The sequence below is a fragment of the Seonamhaeicola sp. ML3 genome (genome assembly GCF_023273855.1).
Classification (GTDB): Bacteria; Bacteroidota; Bacteroidia; order Flavobacteriales; family Flavobacteriaceae; genus Seonamhaeicola.
Genome location: NZ_CP096884.1, coordinates 2,988,413 through 3,007,467 on the forward strand (window position 1 = coordinate 2,988,413; position 19,055 = coordinate 3,007,467).

The 19,055-nt window shown below is 31.3% G+C and carries 15 protein-coding genes; 11 read left to right on the forward strand and 4 right to left on the reverse strand.

Annotated features, from left to right (window positions below; translation table 11 throughout):
- Nucleotides 1–198: 198 nt before the first annotated feature.
- The 4 genes from M0214_RS12900 to M0214_RS12915 are packed head-to-tail and all read right to left on the reverse strand — an operon-like array spanning nucleotide 199 to nucleotide 6,464.
- Complete coding sequence (locus M0214_RS12900) at nucleotides 199–2,550, reverse strand: polysaccharide biosynthesis tyrosine autokinase (RefSeq protein WP_248722977.1); 2,352 nt, start codon at nucleotides 2,548–2,550, stop codon at nucleotides 199–201.
- An 18-nt stretch (nucleotides 2,551–2,568) separates the two neighbouring features.
- Entirely contained in the window at nucleotides 2,569–3,339 is a 771-nt protein-coding gene (locus M0214_RS12905) for a polysaccharide biosynthesis/export family protein (RefSeq protein ID WP_248722978.1), read from the reverse strand.
- Nucleotides 3,340–3,381: 42 nt separating this feature from the next.
- Nucleotides 3,382–5,337 carry a nucleoside-diphosphate sugar epimerase/dehydratase gene (locus M0214_RS12910; RefSeq protein WP_248722979.1) on the reverse strand — a complete coding sequence of 652 codons (1,956 nt, stop codon included), beginning with the start codon at nucleotides 5,335–5,337 and terminating at the stop codon, nucleotides 3,382–3,384.
- Entirely contained in the window at nucleotides 5,334–6,464 is a 1,131-nt protein-coding gene (locus M0214_RS12915; protein WP_248722980.1) for a DegT/DnrJ/EryC1/StrS aminotransferase family protein, read from the reverse strand. Before M0214_RS12915 ends, M0214_RS12910 begins: the two co-directional genes overlap by 4 nt.
- Before the next feature lie 615 nt (nucleotides 6,465–7,079).
- On the opposite strand from M0214_RS12915, the gene M0214_RS12920 reads away from it, so the two are divergent.
- The 11 genes from M0214_RS12920 to M0214_RS12970 all read left to right on the forward strand — a co-directional run bounded on the left by M0214_RS12920 (nucleotide 7,080) and on the right by M0214_RS12970 (nucleotide 19,037).
- Nucleotides 7,080–8,138, forward strand: a complete 1,059-nt coding sequence (locus tag M0214_RS12920) for an NAD-dependent epimerase (protein WP_248722981.1) — start codon at nucleotides 7,080–7,082, stop codon at nucleotides 8,136–8,138.
- 103 nt (nucleotides 8,139–8,241) lie between these two features.
- Nucleotides 8,242–8,415 (forward strand): hypothetical protein, encoded by a 174-nt coding sequence (locus tag M0214_RS12925; RefSeq protein WP_248722982.1) that lies wholly within the window; start codon nucleotides 8,242–8,244, stop codon nucleotides 8,413–8,415.
- Nucleotides 8,416–8,555: 140 nt separating this feature from the next.
- A complete protein-coding gene (locus M0214_RS12930; RefSeq protein WP_248722983.1) occupies nucleotides 8,556–9,935 on the forward strand; it encodes a nucleotide sugar dehydrogenase in 1,380 nt (459 codons plus the stop codon).
- A gap of 8 nt (nucleotides 9,936–9,943) precedes the next feature.
- Nucleotides 9,944–11,248 carry a nucleotide sugar dehydrogenase gene (locus M0214_RS12935; RefSeq protein WP_305879786.1) on the forward strand — a complete coding sequence of 435 codons (1,305 nt, stop codon included), beginning with the start codon at nucleotides 9,944–9,946 and terminating at the stop codon, nucleotides 11,246–11,248.
- Nucleotides 11,238–12,758, forward strand: a complete 1,521-nt coding sequence (locus M0214_RS12940) for a lipopolysaccharide biosynthesis protein (RefSeq protein ID WP_248722984.1) — start codon at nucleotides 11,238–11,240, stop codon at nucleotides 12,756–12,758. The genes M0214_RS12935 and M0214_RS12940 overlap by 11 nt, the downstream gene beginning before the upstream one ends.
- A 5-nt stretch (nucleotides 12,759–12,763) precedes the next feature.
- Nucleotides 12,764–13,807: a glycosyltransferase family 2 protein gene (locus M0214_RS12945; RefSeq protein WP_248722985.1), complete on the forward strand. Its 1,044-nt coding sequence runs from the start codon at nucleotides 12,764–12,766 to the stop codon at nucleotides 13,805–13,807.
- Between the two features lie 41 nt (nucleotides 13,808–13,848).
- Complete coding sequence (locus M0214_RS12950; protein WP_248722986.1) at nucleotides 13,849–14,895, forward strand: polysaccharide pyruvyl transferase family protein; 1,047 nt, start codon at nucleotides 13,849–13,851, stop codon at nucleotides 14,893–14,895.
- Between the two features lie 12 nt (nucleotides 14,896–14,907).
- Nucleotides 14,908–15,879, forward strand: coding sequence for a glycosyltransferase (locus M0214_RS12955; RefSeq protein ID WP_248722987.1), 972 nt, complete (start codon nucleotides 14,908–14,910; stop codon nucleotides 15,877–15,879).
- A 6-nt stretch (nucleotides 15,880–15,885) separates the two neighbouring features.
- A complete protein-coding gene (locus M0214_RS12960; protein WP_248722988.1) occupies nucleotides 15,886–17,004 on the forward strand; it encodes a glycosyltransferase in 1,119 nt (372 codons plus the stop codon).
- Nucleotides 16,982–17,890 carry a glycosyltransferase family 2 protein gene (locus M0214_RS12965; protein ID WP_248722989.1) on the forward strand — a complete coding sequence of 303 codons (909 nt, stop codon included), beginning with the start codon at nucleotides 16,982–16,984 and terminating at the stop codon, nucleotides 17,888–17,890. Before M0214_RS12960 ends, M0214_RS12965 begins: the two co-directional genes overlap by 23 nt.
- A gap of 10 nt (nucleotides 17,891–17,900) precedes the next feature.
- Complete coding sequence (locus tag M0214_RS12970) at nucleotides 17,901–19,037, forward strand: EpsG family protein (RefSeq protein ID WP_248722990.1); 1,137 nt, start codon at nucleotides 17,901–17,903, stop codon at nucleotides 19,035–19,037.
- Nucleotides 19,038–19,055 lie beyond the last annotated feature (18 nt).

Sequence of the window (19,055 nt, forward strand, 5' to 3'; positions counted from 1 at the left end):
GAAATAAATTTTATAAATAAATATTCTCAATACTGGTTAGTAAAAAAATAAATTTCTGAGACTGCTGTCAGTTAAGATTGGAAAGAACATGGGGTGTTAACTAGAACTGACAGCTTGATATGAGAAATTTAATTTCAATGCTATAATAGCTCTAGAATTTTTGTGAAAAAGGGTTACAACTTTTTTAACTTAAAAGCCTTAAAACCACTTGAACAATCCTTTCTTTTCAGGTTCACCATAATAACCATACTTAGCACCATACCCAAAATTAGCTTGTTTCACGTCATTAACAACAAGCATCATTCCGTTTAGCTTTTTATCATTATGAAGCTCTTTAGCGAAATTTAGTATTCGTTTTTCAGTATAACCTGCCCTAGTAACATAAATAGTATGACCAGCATATTGGCTAAACAACAGTGTGTCTGTAACTAACATTGATGGTGCTGTATCTACTATAACATAATCGTATTGTTTAGAAACAGTATCAAAAACCTCTTTCATCCTTTCACTCATTAATAGTTCAGCAGGATTAGGTGGTACCTTACCTGAAAGCATAATATCTATAGAAATATTATTTAAATCATATGAGTTAATCGCTTCACCTATAATAATTGACTCATCTACAAGGAACTCTGTAAGACCTATTTTAGATTGTTCTTTATTTGTCTTGTTCTTTATGGCAGAGAAAATCTGTGGATTTCTAATATCTGCCCCTATTAATAAAACCCTTTTTCCTGTGTTCGCAAGAGTTAATCCCAGATTTAAGCTCACAAAAGATTTACCTTCACCATTAATAGTGGAAGTTACAAATAATACATTATCATTTTCTTTATTATTCCTTCCTCTTCTTACATAATCAAAATTAGTTCTAATTATTCTAAACGACTCAGATAGAACAGATCTATCATTTTTGGATATTAAGCCATTTGCTTTCTTCGAAAAATTAGGTATTTCTCCAAGAACTGTAATGTTAGAAATCTCTTGTTGAAGATCTTCTTTGTTATGTATTTTTGTATCCGTGAGGTCTTTTACGTAAATAGTAGCAAAAGGAATAAGCATGCCTAATAATACAGCGCCAAGATAACTAACCAAAGGTTCAGGTGACTTTTTGCTACCCATACTAAAGGGAGACTCAACGACTTTTACACTCGGAGAGACAGATGATATTGAAATAGTGGCTTCTTCTCGTTTTTCTAAGAGAAATATGTAAAGAGCTTCTTTTATGGACTGAGTTCTTTCAATAGACCTTAATGTTCTTTCCTGATCTGGAGCTGAATATAGTTTTGAGTTTATTCTTCTTGACGAGTTTTTCAATGCATCCAATTGAATATTTAGAGTTTGCTTGGTATTATTTATACTTTGAGACAAACTACTTCTAATCTGAGCTAGTGTGTTATCTAATTCTAATACTACAGGGTTATTCTCTCCTGCACTTTTCAAATAACTTCCTCGTTGAGCCAATAATTCGTTATATCTCAAGGCTAATGCATTAATAGACTCGTCTGCCCCTCCTAAATTAGAAGGAATACCTTCATAAGGATTGTCACCCAACATTTCATCCATATATCTAAGCATGCTTATTTGGGTAGTCAGTTCTTGTATTTGTTGCTGATTTTGAACACTTGACGAAAATGCTTGACTAGCTGTTGTTGATATGTCTGTAATTCTATTCCTTGATTTATAGCCAACAATGCTATCATCTACTCCTTCTAAATCTGATGATATTGATTTTACACGATCGTTTATAAAATTAGCTGTATTAATAGCTTGTTTCCGTTTTTTGTCAATTGTAGCAAAGTTGTACCCTTCGATAAGCGCATTGATAACATCCAAGGCTTTCTCTTCTACGGGATCTTTCATTACTAAATTTAAAATTTTGGAAGATTCCCCAGAAGGATAAACGTCTATTATATAAGTAAGAAACTCTGCTACCTCTTCGAGAGGAGAAATATTGATTCTAATTAATTGATTTGTGTACTTTTTAATTCTTTTTTCAACAGGAGTTAAGATTATACCTCCAAAGTGAGTATCTATCTTCTCACCAAATGACATTCTAATTGGAATATCGTCCTCTTCTATGCTATAATCGAATTCAGTTGGTGAAACTATGTTAACGTAACAACTAAAACTAGACTTATAGATTAGAGAATCTGATTCTATAAAGTTTATTTTTAATGGACTTTTTTTGTACAAATCGTGTTCATTAATTCTTCCTTGAGCATAGTGCTGTACATTAAGATTGAGCTTTTTGACTATATCTCTGAGAAAGCCTCTTGATTTAATAACTTCTATTTCATCCTCTATTTCGGCTTCTTTGTTTCCGGAAAATATAGTTAAATCTTGTATGGCGCCTCTACCAGTTTCACTTTCAGCATCATCGAGTATCATTATCTTGGCTACGGCCTTATATTCTGGAAGTATAGCCCGCATAAAAAAATACGCTACTCCAATACAAACAAGAACAGAAAGCAAAAACCATTTCCATTGTTTTGTATATAAGGATAAAACTTTTTTAATATTAAAACTTTGACTGGGATTTAAATCTTCCATGGTAGTTTTTTGTAAAGATTATCTAGTAAATATAAGCGCAACACTCAATGCAATACTCGCTAATGAAGAAATAAGACCTATTCTGGAATCACCAGATGCTGCACTAATTGCACCTCGATTAGGATGTATATATACAATGTCGTTCTGAGTTAAATAGTAAACAGGAGATTTAAATACTTCCTTGCTTGTAAGGTCAATTCGAGTATACGTTTTAGTGCCGTTGAAGTCTCTTATAACAGTAACATCTTTTCGTTTACCGTTAATTTGTAAATCACCTGCCATAGCAATTGCTTCTAATATGGATATCCTCTCTCCTGTTATTGGGTATACGCCAGGTTGAGCTACCCATCCAAGAATTGATATCCGGTAATTTTTTATTCGTATTATTACTACAGGGTCTTTTAACAGACCTCCATCTTCAAACTTCTTTTTTAGTAATTGTTTAGCTTCTTCAACAGTTAAACCTATCATTTTAACCTTTCCCAGAACAGGATAATCTATATTACCATCAGAATCTATAAGATAATCTATGAGTTGTCCTCCCCCTTCTCCATCAGTTGTTTCCACAAGGTTATAGGGTTTCGTGACTTCTAGGTTTAATGTAGAAATATTTATACTAAGTACGTCTCCCACTTTTAGTTTTGCTCTGAATGTATCAGTATCAACTATGGTTTCAAAATCTTTAGCATTTTGAAAATATACCACATCTTTTTTGGTATAACACGAAGTAAATGTAAAGAACGAAATGATTACAAAAGCAATGTTAATCTTGCTGAAATAGGTTTTCATAAGTAATAATATTTGGGGAAAGTAAGAAAATAAAATTGTTTTTTAAAGGCTACTGTAAGTTTTGTTGCCGTTATTGTCGCTAGAAAGACTTTTGGCTTTCTTGTAAATTTGAACCCGTTTATCAAATCTTTCATAACTTGAGTTATTCGATTTGTACTCAGGTATAAGCTGCTTCATTTTCATAACAATATTATTATTTTGAAAACGATTCATTATACACAGGTCTTCGATTTCTGCCTTTATTTTAGCTGAATCTAATTCTCTAGTCTTGCTAATTAGTATTTTTTTGTGATAAGTTGAAAGTGTGTTTTCTCCATTAGCAAGTAACTCTTCATATAACTTTTCTCCTGGTCTCAATCCAGTTATTTTTATATCAATATCTTCAGGATAGCTCAAACCAGAAAGTTTAATCATGTTTTTAGCCAAATCAAAAATCTTAACAGATTCACCCATGTCGAAAATAAAAATCTCACCTCCTTTACCCATCGTTCCTGCTTCTAATACTAGCTGAGATGCCTCAGGAATGGTCATGAAATATCTGGTTATTTCTTTGTGAGTTAAAGTTAATGGCCCACCTTGTTCAATTTGCTTTTTGAATAAAGGTATAACTGATCCATTAGAACCTAAAACGTTTCCAAATCTTGTAGTTATAAATTTCGTTTTACTTTCTTTCTGTAAACAACTAATATACATTTCAGCCATACGTTTTGTAGCCCCCATGACACTTGTTGGATTTACAGCTTTGTCTGTTGAGACAAAAACAAACTTTTTGACGTTATACCTTGATGCCGTATCTGCCAATAGTTTGGTACCGTTAACATTAATTTTAATAGCCTCATATGGCGATTTTTCCATTAAAGGCACGTGCTTGTATGCAGCGGCATGAAAAACCATAGTTGGTTTATGGTATTGAAAAATAGAGTCGATTCTTAAACCATCTCTAATATCGGCAACTATTGCTGTAAAATTATGTTTGCCAGCTCTTTTCAAATCTTGTTGAACGTCATATAGTGCAGATTCAGCTTGATCGACAAGAATTAGATGCTTTACATCAAAATTAGATATTTGATTTACCAATTCACTCCCAATAGAGCCTGCAGCACCAGTAACGACAACTGTTTCTCCTTTGAATTCGTTTATTAAATTAGGGTTGTCAATTTCAATTGGTGGTCTACCCAGTAAATCTTCTATTTGAACTTGTTTAATTTGATTTGCATTAAGTTCTCCGTCTATCCACTTCTCGATTGGAGGGACTTTTTTAACCTTTACATCAAAGTCAATAAGACTATCAACTAATTTAATTATGCGTTTTGGGTCTATAGTTTGTGAAGCAACAATAATTTCGTCTATATCATTACTTTTTATATAACTTTCGTTGATTGTCTCAAAAGAGATAATTCTGATTCCATTGATTAGTTTACCTCGTTTTTTAACATCATCATCAATGAAGTTTACAACATTAAAGTTCTTGTTGGTCCCATTTAGCAGGGCGTTGTAAGTTATAATTCCTGAATCACCGGCACCATAAATTAAAATATTTTTTGATGTCTTGAATTTACATTTAAGATAGTTGTAACTTATCTTAAATAATAGCCTACTTCCAGCTAGAGCAACAAAACTCAGCAAAGAATGAATTACTATTATGGAACCAGGAATAGTGAAATTAGGTAGTAAAGAGAACGACCTTATTAGAATAACACCTGTAATCCCAATACCAGCAATTAAAACAACAGCTTTGAATATGTTTACAATATCAGTGAATCCTGTATGTCTTATAACACTTTTGTATGAGCCAACTATGAGGAAACTTGTTGCCGATACTATTGCTAAAAATGGTAACTGAACAAAAAACTGATTCGTATCAAAGTCCAATGTAAAGTTAAACCTTATCAAATAAGCGATGAAGAGTGTGAATAACACTACAAACAAATCAACAAAAAAGATTAACCATTTTGAGGCATATTTTTGCGATAAATCAAAAAAGTAATTTCTTATCATAAGTAGGGGGTTTTTGAGATTATATCTAGAATTCTTTCTAGATCGTTTTGGGTTAAGTTTGATCCACTTGGTAAGCAAAGACCTTTATTAAAAAGATTCTCTGATACACCGTTAGTGAAATTTAAGTATTTTTTGAATACGGGTTGGGTGTGCATAGGCTTCCAAAGTGGCCTAGACTCAATATCTTCTTTTAGTAAAGCTAAACGAATTTCTTCTCTCATTTCGAAAGAACTTGTTTCTATACAAGTCAACCATCTATTAGAGAAATATCCACTTGGTTCATTTAGAAAATTAATTGACTTGTAACCTGATAGGTTAGCTTCGTAAAACGAATAGTTTTTTCTTCTGGCTTCTACTCTATCATTTAATACTTCCATTTGTCCCCTTCCTATACCGGCTACAACATTACTCATTCTATAATTATAGCCAATAGTGGAATGTTGGTAATGTGGGGCTTCATCACGAGCTTGAGTAGATAGGAATACAGCCTCATCTTTTAGTTCTTTAGTTTTAGTAATCAGGGCTCCGCCTCCAGAAGTTGTGATTATCTTGTTGCCATTGAAAGACAAAATACCCATGTCTGCTAGGGTTCCACAAGGTCTGTTAAAATAATTACTGCCAAGAGCTTCAGCACTATCTTCAATTACTGGTATTTCATATTTTCTTGCAATTTCATTTAACTCATCGGCCTTGTAAGGCATTCCATATAAATGAACAGCAATAATGGCTTTGGGCTTTTTATTCTTTTCAATCCTGTCTTTAATCGCTATTTCTAAAAGTTCGGGTGAAATATTCCAAGTATCTGTCTCACTGTCTATAAAAACAGGTGTAGCACCTAAATATAGTATTGGATTTGCAGAGGCAGAAAAAGTAAAACTTTGACATAGCACTTCGTCTCCTCTTGTTACGCCTAATAAAGCTAGAGCTAGGTGTATAGAAGCTGTTCCTGAACTCAAAGCTGCTATATGTCTGTTTTCACCGAGATAGTTTTCAATATCATTCTCAAAACCATTAACATTGGGACCAAGAGGAGCTATCCAATTGGTGTCAAAAGCTTGCTCTACAAACTTTCGTTCTGACCCTCCCATGTGAGGTGATGATAAATATATCTTAGTTTTGGTCAACATTTTGATTAATTTGGGTTAAGAGTGGAATTTTGGGGCGTGTAGGTGTTAACCTTTCATAAATTTGAGTAGCCTTGAGTAGTTCCCTCTTCTTTTAATTTTACAAAATTCATTTAATCAATACAAATTTTAATTCTTTACTATAAGGTTTGTTTCCCTTTATTGGTTTAGTAAAATTACTAGAGAGATTGTAATTTATAATCTCGGAAAACAAATTTTAAAACAATCGAATTCTTATTTTGCTATTAATCGATTCAATATACTTTTGCGGTGTAAATTTAGTAATTGTTTTTACTCCTGAAGCTCCATATTTATTTAATTCGCCAAAATCGTATTTAAATTCGGTTAAATACATTTAAACAGTATTTACAAAGAAAATGTGTGCGTATCGTCGATTTTAGATGCAAAAACTAAATGGGTTTAACAGCATCTAACTTTTATTAAGCTATCTAACCTGCCAAAAACTTATATGAATATTCTATATAAATACAAACTGGAATTATCTACATGTTACAACAAGTATTAGGCTGAATAATTCAAATGCTAAAAACTAATTATTTTTGATTTAAATATATTTTCACATATTTGCTAATATTTCTTAAAAAGTCCCAATAATTTATGAGCATAGATAAACAAAATAGCAAACAAAAAATACTTATCACCGGAGCTGCTGGTTTTATAGGTTTTCATCTATCAAAAGTTTTAATAGAAAATGGCCACTCAGTTGTGGGATTAGATAATATAAACGATTATTATGATGTAGGTCTAAAATACTCTAGATTGGAAGAGTTAGGCATTGATAGAGATTTGGCATCTGAATTTAATAAGCACTCAAAAAGTGAAAAAAGCAATCTTTTTAGTTTTGTTAGAATGAATCTTGAAGATAGAGAAAATCTACCAAAACTTTTTGAAGGTGAAAATTTTGACATGGTCTGTAACTTAGCAGCTCAGGCAGGTGTTCGTTACAGTTTAGAAAACCCGGAGTCTTATGTAGATTCTAATCTTGTTGGGTTTTTAAACATACTAGAATGCTGCAGGAACTACAATATAAAACACTTAGTTTATGCAAGTAGTTCGAGCGTATATGGTTTAAATAAAGAGATACCGTTTTCAACAAAGCACAGTGTAGACAACCCGATAAGCCTTTACGCTGCAACAAAAAAGAGTAATGAGTTAATGGCTCACACTTACAGTCATCTTTACAAATTCCCTACCACTGGATTGAGGTTTTTTACTGTATATGGACCGTGGGGAAGACCTGACATGGCTATGTTTCTATTTACAGAGGCCATTGTAAATAACAGTCCTATAAAAGTGTTTAATTATGGTAAGATGGAAAGAGATTTCACTTATATCGATGACATAGTTGAAGGTATTGTTAGAATACTTGAAAAAAACACAGAACCTCGTATTACAGAAGAAGAACAGTTGTACAAAATATATAATATAGGAAATAATAATTCTGTTAAACTTCTAGATTTTATTAAAGAAATAGAACAAAATCTGGGAGTTGAAGCTAAAAAGAATATGATGCCCATACAACCCGGAGATGTTGAACGTACATGGGCAAATGTAGATGACTTAATGAGGGATTATAATTATCGTCCCAACACATCTATTAAAGATGGGGTAAAAGTGTTCATTAACTGGTATAAAGAGTATTATAACGTGGGTTGATTTTACAATTGTGAAGTTCATCGTAAATAATGAGGAATCAACATGATTTTTATTTTCATTGCGAAAATTTTTTCATCTTTGCTCAGCAAACCCAAATCTAAAAATGACCAAGTATTTACAAAAAGCTTCAAGCTCTTCAAATTATGTTGTTGTTTTCAGCTACTACAATATGCTACTTAACAACAAATCGTTACTTTTTATTTATGAGTATCCAAAACCGTCATTAGTCTTTGCTTTAAAGCAACATGGACACAAGGTTTCCATCTTAAATACCTAAAACCAAAAACATGCCTACTATCACTGGATTCAATACTTTTATTACAAAGACAAACCAAAATATTATAAAATCGGTAAAATTCATAGATTTAGTTTTTTTACCCGTAATTAGGCAAACCAAGCAAAAATTATAAATTAAATATGAAAATAGAAAAGATTTGTTGCATTGGCGCAGGCTATGTTGGTGGTCCAACAATGGCTGTCATTGCACAAAAGAACCCAAAAATAAAGGTTACAATAGTAGATATTAATTCTGATAGAATAGCTGCGTGGAATAGTCCAGATTTATCGAAACTACCAATATACGAACCAGGTCTTGCAGAAATTATTAGCGAAACAAGAGATAAGAACCTGTTTTTTTCTACTGATGTAGATACTGCTATCGATGAGGCAGAAATGATTTTCATTTCTGTTAATACACCTACAAAAACTTATGGTAAAGGTAAAGGGCAAGCTGCTGATTTGAAATATATTGAGCTTTGTGCGCGCAATATTGCCAAAGTAGCAACTACAGATAAAATAGTTGTTGAAAAATCAACTTTACCGGTAAGAACAGCCGAAACAATTAAAAGCATATTACAAAATTCGGGAAATGGCATTAATTTTCATATTCTATCTAACCCTGAATTCCTTGCTGAAGGAACTGCAATTGAAGATTTATTGAGTCCAGACAGAGTACTTATAGGAGGAGAATCAGAAGAGGCTATTGAAAGTCTAGCAAATGTTTACGCTAGTTGGGTTTCTCAGAATCAAATTTTAAGAACAAATCTTTGGTCTTCAGAACTGTCAAAACTAACTGCAAATGCTTTTTTAGCTCAGCGTGTATCATCTATCAATGCCATTTCAGAATTATGTGAACATACTGAAGCCAATGTTGATGAAGTGGCCAAAGCTATAGGTATGGATTCTAGAATAGGATCTAAATTCTTAAAAGCATCTGTGGGATTTGGGGGTTCTTGTTTTCAAAAAGACATTCTTAATCTTGTATACATATCAAGGAGTTATGGACTTAATGAGGTTGCTGATTATTGGGAACAGGTTATAATTATGAATGACCACCAAAAAAGAAGATTTTCAGATAAATTGATTAAAACTTTATATAACACAGTATCTGGTAAAAAGATTTCAATATTGGGATGGGCATTTAAAAAAGACACTAACGATACTAGAGAGTCGGCAGCAATTTATGTTACAGATCACCTTCTTAATGAACAAGCTTTAGTGTCGGTTTATGACCCGAAAGTCCCAGAACAAAAAGTTTATTCAGATTTAAATTACCTGAACAGTAGGACTGAACAGGAAAATGAAGATTTCGTAACTGTTGATAAATCGCCTTACAGTGCATTAAAAGGATCTCATGCAGTTGCAATTATGACTGAATGGGATGAATTTAAAGAATATGATTGGGAAAAAATATATTCAGAAATGAAAAAACCAGCTTTTATATTTGATGGCCGAAATATATTGAATAAAGGCAAAATGCAAGATATTGGTTTTGAATATTACTCCATCGGACAATAATAATATTTATGAATAACCCGAAAATTTCAATAATAGGTTTAGGTTATGTTGGATTACCACTAGCAAGCCTTTTTGCTACTAAGTACAATGTTATTGGGTTTGATATAAATCAAGAAAGAGTTAATCAGTTAAAAAGAGGTATTGATGTTACTCTAGAAGTCACTGAGTCTCAGCTCAAAAAAGTTGCAAGAACAAATATTGACTTGAATGGTAGTGGCCTTTTTTTCACTACTTCTACAGAAGATTTAAGAGGTTCAAATTTCTATATAGTGACGGTACCTACCCCGGTTGACAAAAATAAGGTCCCGGACTTAACAGCATTATACAAATCTAGTGAGACTATCGGGAAAGTCTTATCCAAAGGGGGCATAGTTATATTTGAGTCTACTGTATTCCCTGGTGCAACTGAAGAGAAATGTATTCCTATTATTGAGAAAATCAGTGGTCTTAAATACAATGTAGATTTTTTTGCTGGATATTCACCAGAGCGGATTAATCCGGGTGATAAAGAACATACTATTGACAAGATAGTTAAAGTAATATCTGGGTCAACTATAGAGACTAGAGAAAAGATAAAAAGTCTTTACGCCTCGGTAATCACAGCGGGAATTCATACAGCACCATCGATAAAAGTTGCAGAAGCTGCTAAAGTTATTGAAAATACCCAAAGAGATATAAATATTGCTTTTATAAATGAACTAACTAAAATATTCAATTTATTGGATATAGATATTTATGACGTCCTGGAAGCTGCAGGGACAAAGTGGAATTTCCTTCCATTTAAACCAGGCCTTGTCGGTGGCCACTGTATAGGAGTAGACCCTTATTATCTTGCACAAAAATCAAAAGAATTAGGGTATCATCCAGAAATAATATTAGCGGGTAGACGAATAAACGACAGCATGGGGCAGTACATAGCCTCAGAAATAATAAAGTTGATGATCAAAAATGATATTTTGGTAAATGGAGCTAATATTTTAATTCTTGGAATTACATTCAAAGAAAATTGTACAGATGTTAGAAATACTAAAGTTATTGATCTCGTAAATGAATTGAATACTTATGGTACACATACTTCTGTTTTCGATCCTTGGGCTAATTACCAGGAAGTGAAGAAGGAATATGGTATAGAGATGATTAAATCACCTGCTAGCTTATCTGAAAAAAAATATCAAGTTATTGTTTTAGCTGTTGCTCATGAGGAATTTATCAATCTAAACTTTAATGAATTATTATATCAAGATGGTATAATCTATGATTTAAAAGGAGTTTTGAAAAAAAGACAAAATAATATTAGCTCCAATGAAAATTAATCAGTTAAAAGGAGGAGCAGCTCTATCATATATAAATATTTTTCTAACTAATATAGTTGGTTTATTTCTAACACCTTTCATTATTAGGTCTCTTGGAAGTGCCGAGTATGGATTATACACCATGATAGGTGCATTAGTTGGTTACATGAGTGTATTGGACTTCGGATTGAACAATACAGTGATTAGATATGTTGCTAAATATAAGGCAAATAATGACAAAAAGGGCGAGGAAAACTTTTTAGCACATAGCTTTATAATGTATATTTTTATCTCAATATTAATTGGAATTATTGGAACTGCAATATACTTTAACTTAGATAAGATTTATTCAGAAACATTATCAATAGAGCAAATGAATATGGCGAAAATAATGATGAGTATACTAATACTCAATTTATCCATTTCTTTGCCAGGAGGAGCATTTACAGGTATTTGTTACGGTTATGAAGAGTTTATTTTACCAAAAGTCGTCAATATTATTCGCTATGTTTTAAGGAGTGTTCTTGTTGTTGCAATACTAGTTTATGGAGGAGATGCTATTGGTCTGGTTGTGTTAGATACAATTCTAAATTTAGTAGTCATATTCATTAATATTATAATCGTGTTTAAAATCTTAAAAGTGAAAATTAAGATGCACAAATTCAACAAATCACTTTTTGGAGATATTCTAAAGTTTTCCTTATGGATTTTTTCTTTTGCAATTGTCCATCAGCTTAGGTGGCAATTTGGGCAATTTATAATTGGTTTATATTATTCAACATCTATTGTGGCTATATATGCAGTTGGCATAACTTTAGGGAATTACTATGGGTCTTTTTCAAATGCTATTGCTTCTGTTTTTTTACCAAAAGCAATACAAATGACTGTAAAGGAAATTCCCCAAAAAGAACTTACAGATACATTTATAAAAATATCTAGAATAATACTAATTGTTTTACTTTATATTCTTGGTGCATTTGTAATTGTCGGCAAAGACTTTGTATTCTTTTGGGTTGGTGATGAATACCATTTGGCTTATTATTATGCTCTAGTAATAATGATTGGTCTAACCCCTATTCTATCTCAAGGTTTTGCAAATAATATCTTAGAGGCAAAAAATTTAATGTCGTATAGGGGAAAACTACTCCTAGGATTAACAATATCAGGAACAATTTTAAGTGTTTTTATTGCTAAAAGATACGGGGTCATGGAATTGATATTTACTGTAGTTTTCTTTCTATTATTAGAAAGATTAATTATGATTCCTTATTACAAAGAAAAAGCCAATTTAGATATGAAAAGATATTACAAAGAAATAACCCCTCTTTTTTTGGCTACTATTTTGATTACTGTGTTATATGTTTTTCTAAATAGCTTTTTGCCAGAAAAGAACCTCTACGTTTTTATCTTAGTATCATTTATATATTCTATTACGTACATTATTGTTATACAAAAAATTATGACCGACTATGAAAGGTCATTTCTTAAAAAATCTATCAAAAAAATATCCGCAACCATATATAAGAAATAATTTTTATGGAGGTAATTATATCTATCATCATCCCTATATATAACACAGAGCACTTTTTGGAAAGATGTCTTGATTCTGTGCAAAACCAAACCTTTAAGGATTTTGAAGTGATTTTGGTTGATGATGGATCTACAGATAATTCCAAAACCAAATGTTCAAAATATGTTGAGGGTGATTCAAGGTTTAAATATTTTTATCAAAACAATAAGGGTAGATCATCTGCCATAAACTTAGGTTATACTTTCACAAGGGGAAAATATATGTTAATTATTGATAGTGATGACCATATCACTCCAAATTTGTTAGATATAGCCTACAGCACTTCAATTCATCATTCTGTTGATATTGTTAACTATTCTCATTATTATGTTAAAGACGGTTTTGAAGAAAAATGTCAATCACCATTACCTAAGGATGTCATAATTGATAACGACACTATAAAAGATTTGTTAAAAACAAGTTTTCCAGATAAACATAAATTACTATGGTTCACATGGTTGAATTTAATAAAAAAGGACTTACTTGACACTCATAACATTTTACATGATGAGTCTGTGAATTTTTGTGTTGATTCTATTTTTAATTTAGAATGCTTTCTTAATGCAGAAAAGATATATTCTATAAGCGATCCACTGTATTATTATGAATATAATGAATATTCGATGACTCAAGAGCATTACAAATCTGGATTACTACAAAAGATAACAAATCAATTTCTAGCAAGAATAAGTATTCACGAAAAATATAATTTAACTAGTTCAGACTACAAATCTGAGATTGCAAGTTATTACATAGAACATAGTCTATTCTTCATTTTGAACAATGAAAAAAAGTCACCTAAAAAACTGGACTTCAAAATACTATCAGAAATTAGAAAATCAATGATTTATGATTTTAGCTTTGATTATTACAAGAAGTATTCTGCTAAGATGAACTTGAAACAAAAAACAATTGTGTTTCTTTTCAAACATAATAGATTGAAAATACTTGCTTTTTTACTTAGATTATTTACTAACAATTCAAAAATCCAAAGGCGATTTAACAACTAAGAAGCCATTTGTTTTTACATAAAACCAAACTTATCAAAAAAATGATAAACATAATAAAGAAAATAATTCCACTAGAACTTAAGTTTAAAGTAAGATTGCTTTTGTTAAAGTTAAAGCCCACCAATGGACTTGGCTTAAGTTCAAATTCGAGCAAAGTTAAACGCATCTATATTTTTTTATCTGCCGATTATGGCAACTTAGGAGATGTCGCTATAACTTATGCTCAGCATAAATTTTTAAAAGAAAAATATCCAGATTTTCTGGTTACCGAAATCCCAATAAGCAATACATTAAATGGAATAGAATTTGTTAAGAGAAAAATAAACAAAACTGACATAGTAACTACTGTAGGCGGTGGTAATATGGGTGACCTCTACCCTATGATAGAATTGTTCCGACAACTGGTTATTGAAAATTTTAAAGATAACCCTATAATTGCTTTTCCTCAAACCGCTGATTTCGAACATTCTTCAGCATTAAAAAAAGCAATAAAGAGATATTCAAAACATAAAAATCTAACTCTTATAGCAAGAGAGCAAAAGACTTTTGAGTTTTTTAAAACTTATTTTGATAAAAACAATATTCTGCTTACTCCAGATATTGTTTTAAGTTTAGATAAAGTCAAACCCCTTAGAACACGAAAGGGAGCTATCATATGTTTAAGAGACGACAAAGAAAAAAAACTTACACAAGATCAAGACAATGTTTTAAAGACAATTATTGAAGATAATTTCGAAACATTTAAACACAGAGACACTCATATAGGTGGTGAAAATCTTTCGTTGTTCAACCGTGTCAAGGCATTACACCTAATTTGGGATGATTTTAAAAGTGCTGAGTTGATAATTACAGATCGTTTGCATGGAATGATTTTTTCATACATAACAGGAACACCAGCATTAGTCTTTTTAAACAATAATCATAAAGTAAAATCCTCTTACCATTGGATTAATTCAGCATCACATATCAAACTTGTGGACGAGTTTTCTGTTGAGAACATTAAAAAATCCATAAACGAATTGAAAAAGATTGATAATGTTACGCAGCTAAAAAACATGTCTCACCTTTACAATGTTATTGTTAAATAAAAAACAAATGATATGAAAATTCCTGAATTATCAATTGTTATACCTGTTTACAATGTAGCTTCATATTTAGATAAATGTGTACGTAGTTGCTATGAACAGGATATTCCAAAAGATGCTTATGAAATAATTTTAGTCAATGATGGGTCTACAGACAATAGTCTGGAAATTTGTGAATCTCTAAAAAAAGAATTTCAATCCTTAATAATAATTTCTCAAGAAAATAAAGGTTTAAGTGGAGCTAGAAACACAGGCCTGAGTGCTGCCAAAGGTGAATATGTGTGGTTTGTTGATTCTGATGATTGGATTGAAAAAAACACATTAGCAGAAATCATTAATGTATTAAAATCTAAAGTAGATCTGGCGTGGTTAGGCCATGACACATGGTCTGGTGGTAAAACTGAAAAAGAATTTGTGCCACTAGAAATCAATCAACCCGTTAGTGGTACAGACTTTTTCACTAACCATTTAAACAACTTATTTTACATTTGGAAATTTATATATCGTCGAGATTTTCTAATTGAAAACGATTTGAATTTTCTTGAAGGAATTCTCTATGAAGACTTGGAATTTACACCACGTGCACTATTGAAAGCCCAAACTTGTCTAACTATACCAAAGGTTATTTACCACTACCTTATTAGAGAAGGAAGTATTGCTACCAACATAAAACCTAAGAATATAGAACACAGGTTTTTTATTTTAAACGAACTTGACAAATTATTTACTTCAAATATTGAAGATGAATTCAAAGCTGGGTTAGCTAATGTAATATACAATATGATCGATTCAAGTTTAAAATTAGCTGCAAGGGCAAACATAAAGCTTCCAAAAAATTCTTTAACGACTATTAAAGTATTTAAAGGAAATAAATATTTTGAGGGTGAAAAAAATTTAAAGTACTCATTGATAACGGGTATGCCCCTTGGTTATTATCATTTTTTTAAATCCTATCATGCCTTAAGAAAAGTTATTTCAAAAAGCTAAATCAATATGAAAAGAATTTTACACGTTGTTGGTTCGATGAATAGAGCCGGTGCAGAGTCTATGGTTATGAACCTATATAGAGCTATCGACAAACAAGAATATCAATTTGATTTTGCTTATTTTACTGAGGATATATGTGATTTTGATGATGAAATCACTGCTCTAGGTGGTAAAATATACAGGATACCAAAAAAATACTCTAAAAACTCGATAATTAGAACCGTAAAACTCTTTAAACTAATAAAAGATAACAAACCTTTCCATGCGGTTCATTGCCATCAATTATTTAGTAATGGATTTCACTTGATAGCTGCATATCTGGCCGGAATAAAACTTAGGATAGCACATTCTCATAATACAAGCGATGTTAATAGCAAAAGCCTAATCGGAAAAGTCTATCAGAGTTTTTCAAAAAAATTAATATCGAATTTCGCTACAAATTATATTGCATGTGGAATTGAAGCAGGAAAATTTCTCTTTGGTGAGAAAAAAGCTCCCCTATTCATACCCAATGCTGTTGATGTAGATAACTTCATTAATGTAAAAGAAAAAAGAGATATTACATTTTTTAACCGTAATACCATAAACGAGAGAACGATAATAATTTCGCAAATAGGTCGACTAATGCCTGTAAAGAATGTTGAGTTCTCATTAGATTTTGCAGATTATCTAATAAAAAAGGACGTTGATTTTCACCTAAATATAGTGGGTGATGGTATTCTTGCCCAAAAGCTAAAAAAGTTAGCTTCTGAAAAAGAATTAAATGAACATGTGTCTTTTCTAGGTGTTAGATCAGACATTAACCATATATTGGGTAATACAGATTTATTGTTAATGCCATCATTTCATGAAGGGTTTCCTGTAATATTGGTAGAATCTCAAACTGCCGGTATACCTGCTTTAATTTCTAATAGAATATCTAAAGAAGTTGATTTAGGTTTGAACCTAGTTCATTTTTCATCATTAGAAGATAACTTCGAAAGATGGGAGAAAATCATGAAAAACATTTTGTCTTCATCAGAATATAAAACAAATAAGCAAAGGCATGAGGTTTTAAAGTCTCATGGCTTCGATATTAATGTCAGTGTAAAAAGGCTAGAAAATGTTTACAACGGAAAAAGTTAAAACAATGGAAAACGAAAACAATCTGGTTACGGTAGGTATTCCTTTCTTTAATTCTGAAAAGTTTTTAGCTCAGGCCATAAATTCGGTAATAAATCAAACTTATTCTTATTGGGAACTGTTTTTATTAGATGACGGAAGTACAGATACTTCGGTATCAATTGCCAAAAGCTTTGAAAAACTAGACAAAAGGATAACAGTAATAAGTGATGGTAAAAATCTTGGTCTTCCGAGCAGGTTAAATGAACTCTCAGATTTATCAAATGGAAAATTTTATTGTAGAATGGATGCTGACGATATCATGTTTCCAGATCGTTTGGAAAAACAATTATCTCATTTGGTCTCTAATCCGGAAATTGATTTATTGGGTACCGGTTTGGTAGCAATAGATAATCAAAATCAAATTATAGGCCTCCGAAAAGGAGAATTCAAAGAAAATATTAGTCTAAAAGATTTACTCAAGGGGACTTGGGCTGTACATCCAACAATTATGGGAAAAGCAAGTTGGTTTAAGGAAAATAGGTATGATATAAATCTTAAAAGAGCTCAGGATTATGATATGTGGATACGTACTGTTAAAAAAAGCAAGTTTGTTAAATTAAATACACCATATTTGTATTACAGAGAAGCCAGTACATCTACAATAAAAAAATATTTTATTGCAATGATAAACTTAATTAAGATTTATTGGAAGAATAAATCCATTTTAGGCTTTTTAAGAAGTATAAAAATGACTTTTGTTAGTATAGTAAAACTAGTCGTTTATTTGGTTTTTTGGGTATTCGGAGTAACATCTAAATTGATAGAAAGACGATCTACGGCTCTTAAATCCAGTGAACTAAAATATCACCAAAAAACTATTCAAAGCGTCTCATCCATGCTTTCATAACTCAAATAAAATGAAGTACTTATTTGAAAATTTTACTTCCGGAGATTATGCACTCATGTATAGGTGGGTAATAGGTTTTTTCGTAATATCTGGTTCGTTAATACTAATGATTCTTCAGGATAGAAAAGATGCCTACTTTCGAAATGACAGAAATCTGTTAATAATAGTTACCGCGTTCCTAGTCTTCTTTGCAGGAACCAGGGGGAATAATATTGGTACAGATACTGGTAACTACTATAATTATTTCTATCTCAAGGGCCTTCATATAGATAACTTTTTTGATTATTTAAGTGCATTAGGTACAGATTTTTTATTTGCAGTCGTACTATATATAGTACTTCCTTTCAAGAATTTTACATTATTTCTGTTTGTTGTTTCTGCATTGATGAATATTAGTCTATTCAAATTTGTAAGAAGGTTTACTAATAATAGCATCGATGGTAGTAGCTTTCTGCTGTTTGTAACCATGACCTCTTCATTTGTTTTCTTAAATTACGAAATAAACACTATTAGAAACGGCTTAGCAATACCATTCATACTTTATGGTATATACTATGTTATACAAAAAAACAATAAATACGCTATTCTATATTTCCTAATTGCTTTTTTCTTTCATCGAACATCTATCATACCAATAGTTTGCGTTTGTCTTATTATGCTATGTAATAATGTTAAAATAAAATATTTTATCATATTTTATGTTCTAGCTGTAGGACTTGCCTATACTGGATTTGGGTTTGATAAGTTAACTTTTCTAGGACAACTAGAAGGTGAAGATATAAAACAATTAGCATTTCAAGGAGAAACCAATTACAGAGTAGGTTTTAGGATAGATTTCGTTTTTTACAATTCTTTGTTTTTATTTCTGTTTGTTAAATTCAGTAATTTAAAGAACGCTTCCGATTTGTTTTTAATTAAATATTATATAGTTGCCTCTGTGGTATTCTTTTTTAATTTTAACATTCCATTTTCTGATAGAATTGGTGGCTATAGTTGGATTGTGATACCATTGCTACTGTTCAATACTATTAATATTTCTTTTCCCAAAAAAAAGCTATCCATTTTAGCTTGGGTAACTATCTTTTATTTTATACTTAATCATATCCTTTTACCTATTTTATCAGGTGGTGACGATAATACGAGATAACATCTAATACTTATTAAT

Bases quoted from the DNA above. Each gene is read 5' to 3' on its own strand.
- M0214_RS12945 (WP_248722985.1), top strand. From the start codon at position 12,764: ATGGAGGTAATTATATCTATCATCATCCCTATATATAACACAGAGCAC.
- M0214_RS12930 (WP_248722983.1), top strand. From the start codon at position 8,556: ATGAAAATAGAAAAGATTTGTTGCATTGGCGCAGGCTATGTTGGTGGT.
- M0214_RS12910 (WP_248722979.1), bottom strand. From the start codon at position 5,337: ATGATAAGAAATTACTTTTTTGATTTATCGCAAAAATATGCCTCAAAA.
- M0214_RS12905 (WP_248722978.1), bottom strand. From the start codon at position 3,339: ATGAAAACCTATTTCAGCAAGATTAACATTGCTTTTGTAATCATTTCG.
- M0214_RS12925 (WP_248722982.1), top strand. From the start codon at position 8,242: ATGACCAAGTATTTACAAAAAGCTTCAAGCTCTTCAAATTATGTTGTT.
- M0214_RS12935 (WP_305879786.1), top strand. From the start codon at position 9,944: ATGAATAACCCGAAAATTTCAATAATAGGTTTAGGTTATGTTGGATTA.
- M0214_RS12960 (WP_248722988.1), top strand. From the start codon at position 15,886: ATGAAAAGAATTTTACACGTTGTTGGTTCGATGAATAGAGCCGGTGCA.
- M0214_RS12955 (WP_248722987.1), top strand. From the start codon at position 14,908: ATGAAAATTCCTGAATTATCAATTGTTATACCTGTTTACAATGTAGCT.
- M0214_RS12970 (WP_248722990.1), top strand. From the start codon at position 17,901: ATGAAGTACTTATTTGAAAATTTTACTTCCGGAGATTATGCACTCATG.
- M0214_RS12915 (WP_248722980.1), bottom strand. From the start codon at position 6,464: ATGTTGACCAAAACTAAGATATATTTATCATCACCTCACATGGGAGGG.
- M0214_RS12965 (WP_248722989.1), top strand. From the start codon at position 16,982: ATGTTTACAACGGAAAAAGTTAAAACAATGGAAAACGAAAACAATCTG.
- M0214_RS12940 (WP_248722984.1), top strand. From the start codon at position 11,238: ATGAAAATTAATCAGTTAAAAGGAGGAGCAGCTCTATCATATATAAAT.
- M0214_RS12950 (WP_248722986.1), top strand. From the start codon at position 13,849: ATGATAAACATAATAAAGAAAATAATTCCACTAGAACTTAAGTTTAAA.
- M0214_RS12920 (WP_248722981.1), top strand. From the start codon at position 7,080: ATGAGCATAGATAAACAAAATAGCAAACAAAAAATACTTATCACCGGA.
- M0214_RS12900 (WP_248722977.1), bottom strand. From the start codon at position 2,550: ATGGAAGATTTAAATCCCAGTCAAAGTTTTAATATTAAAAAAGTTTTA.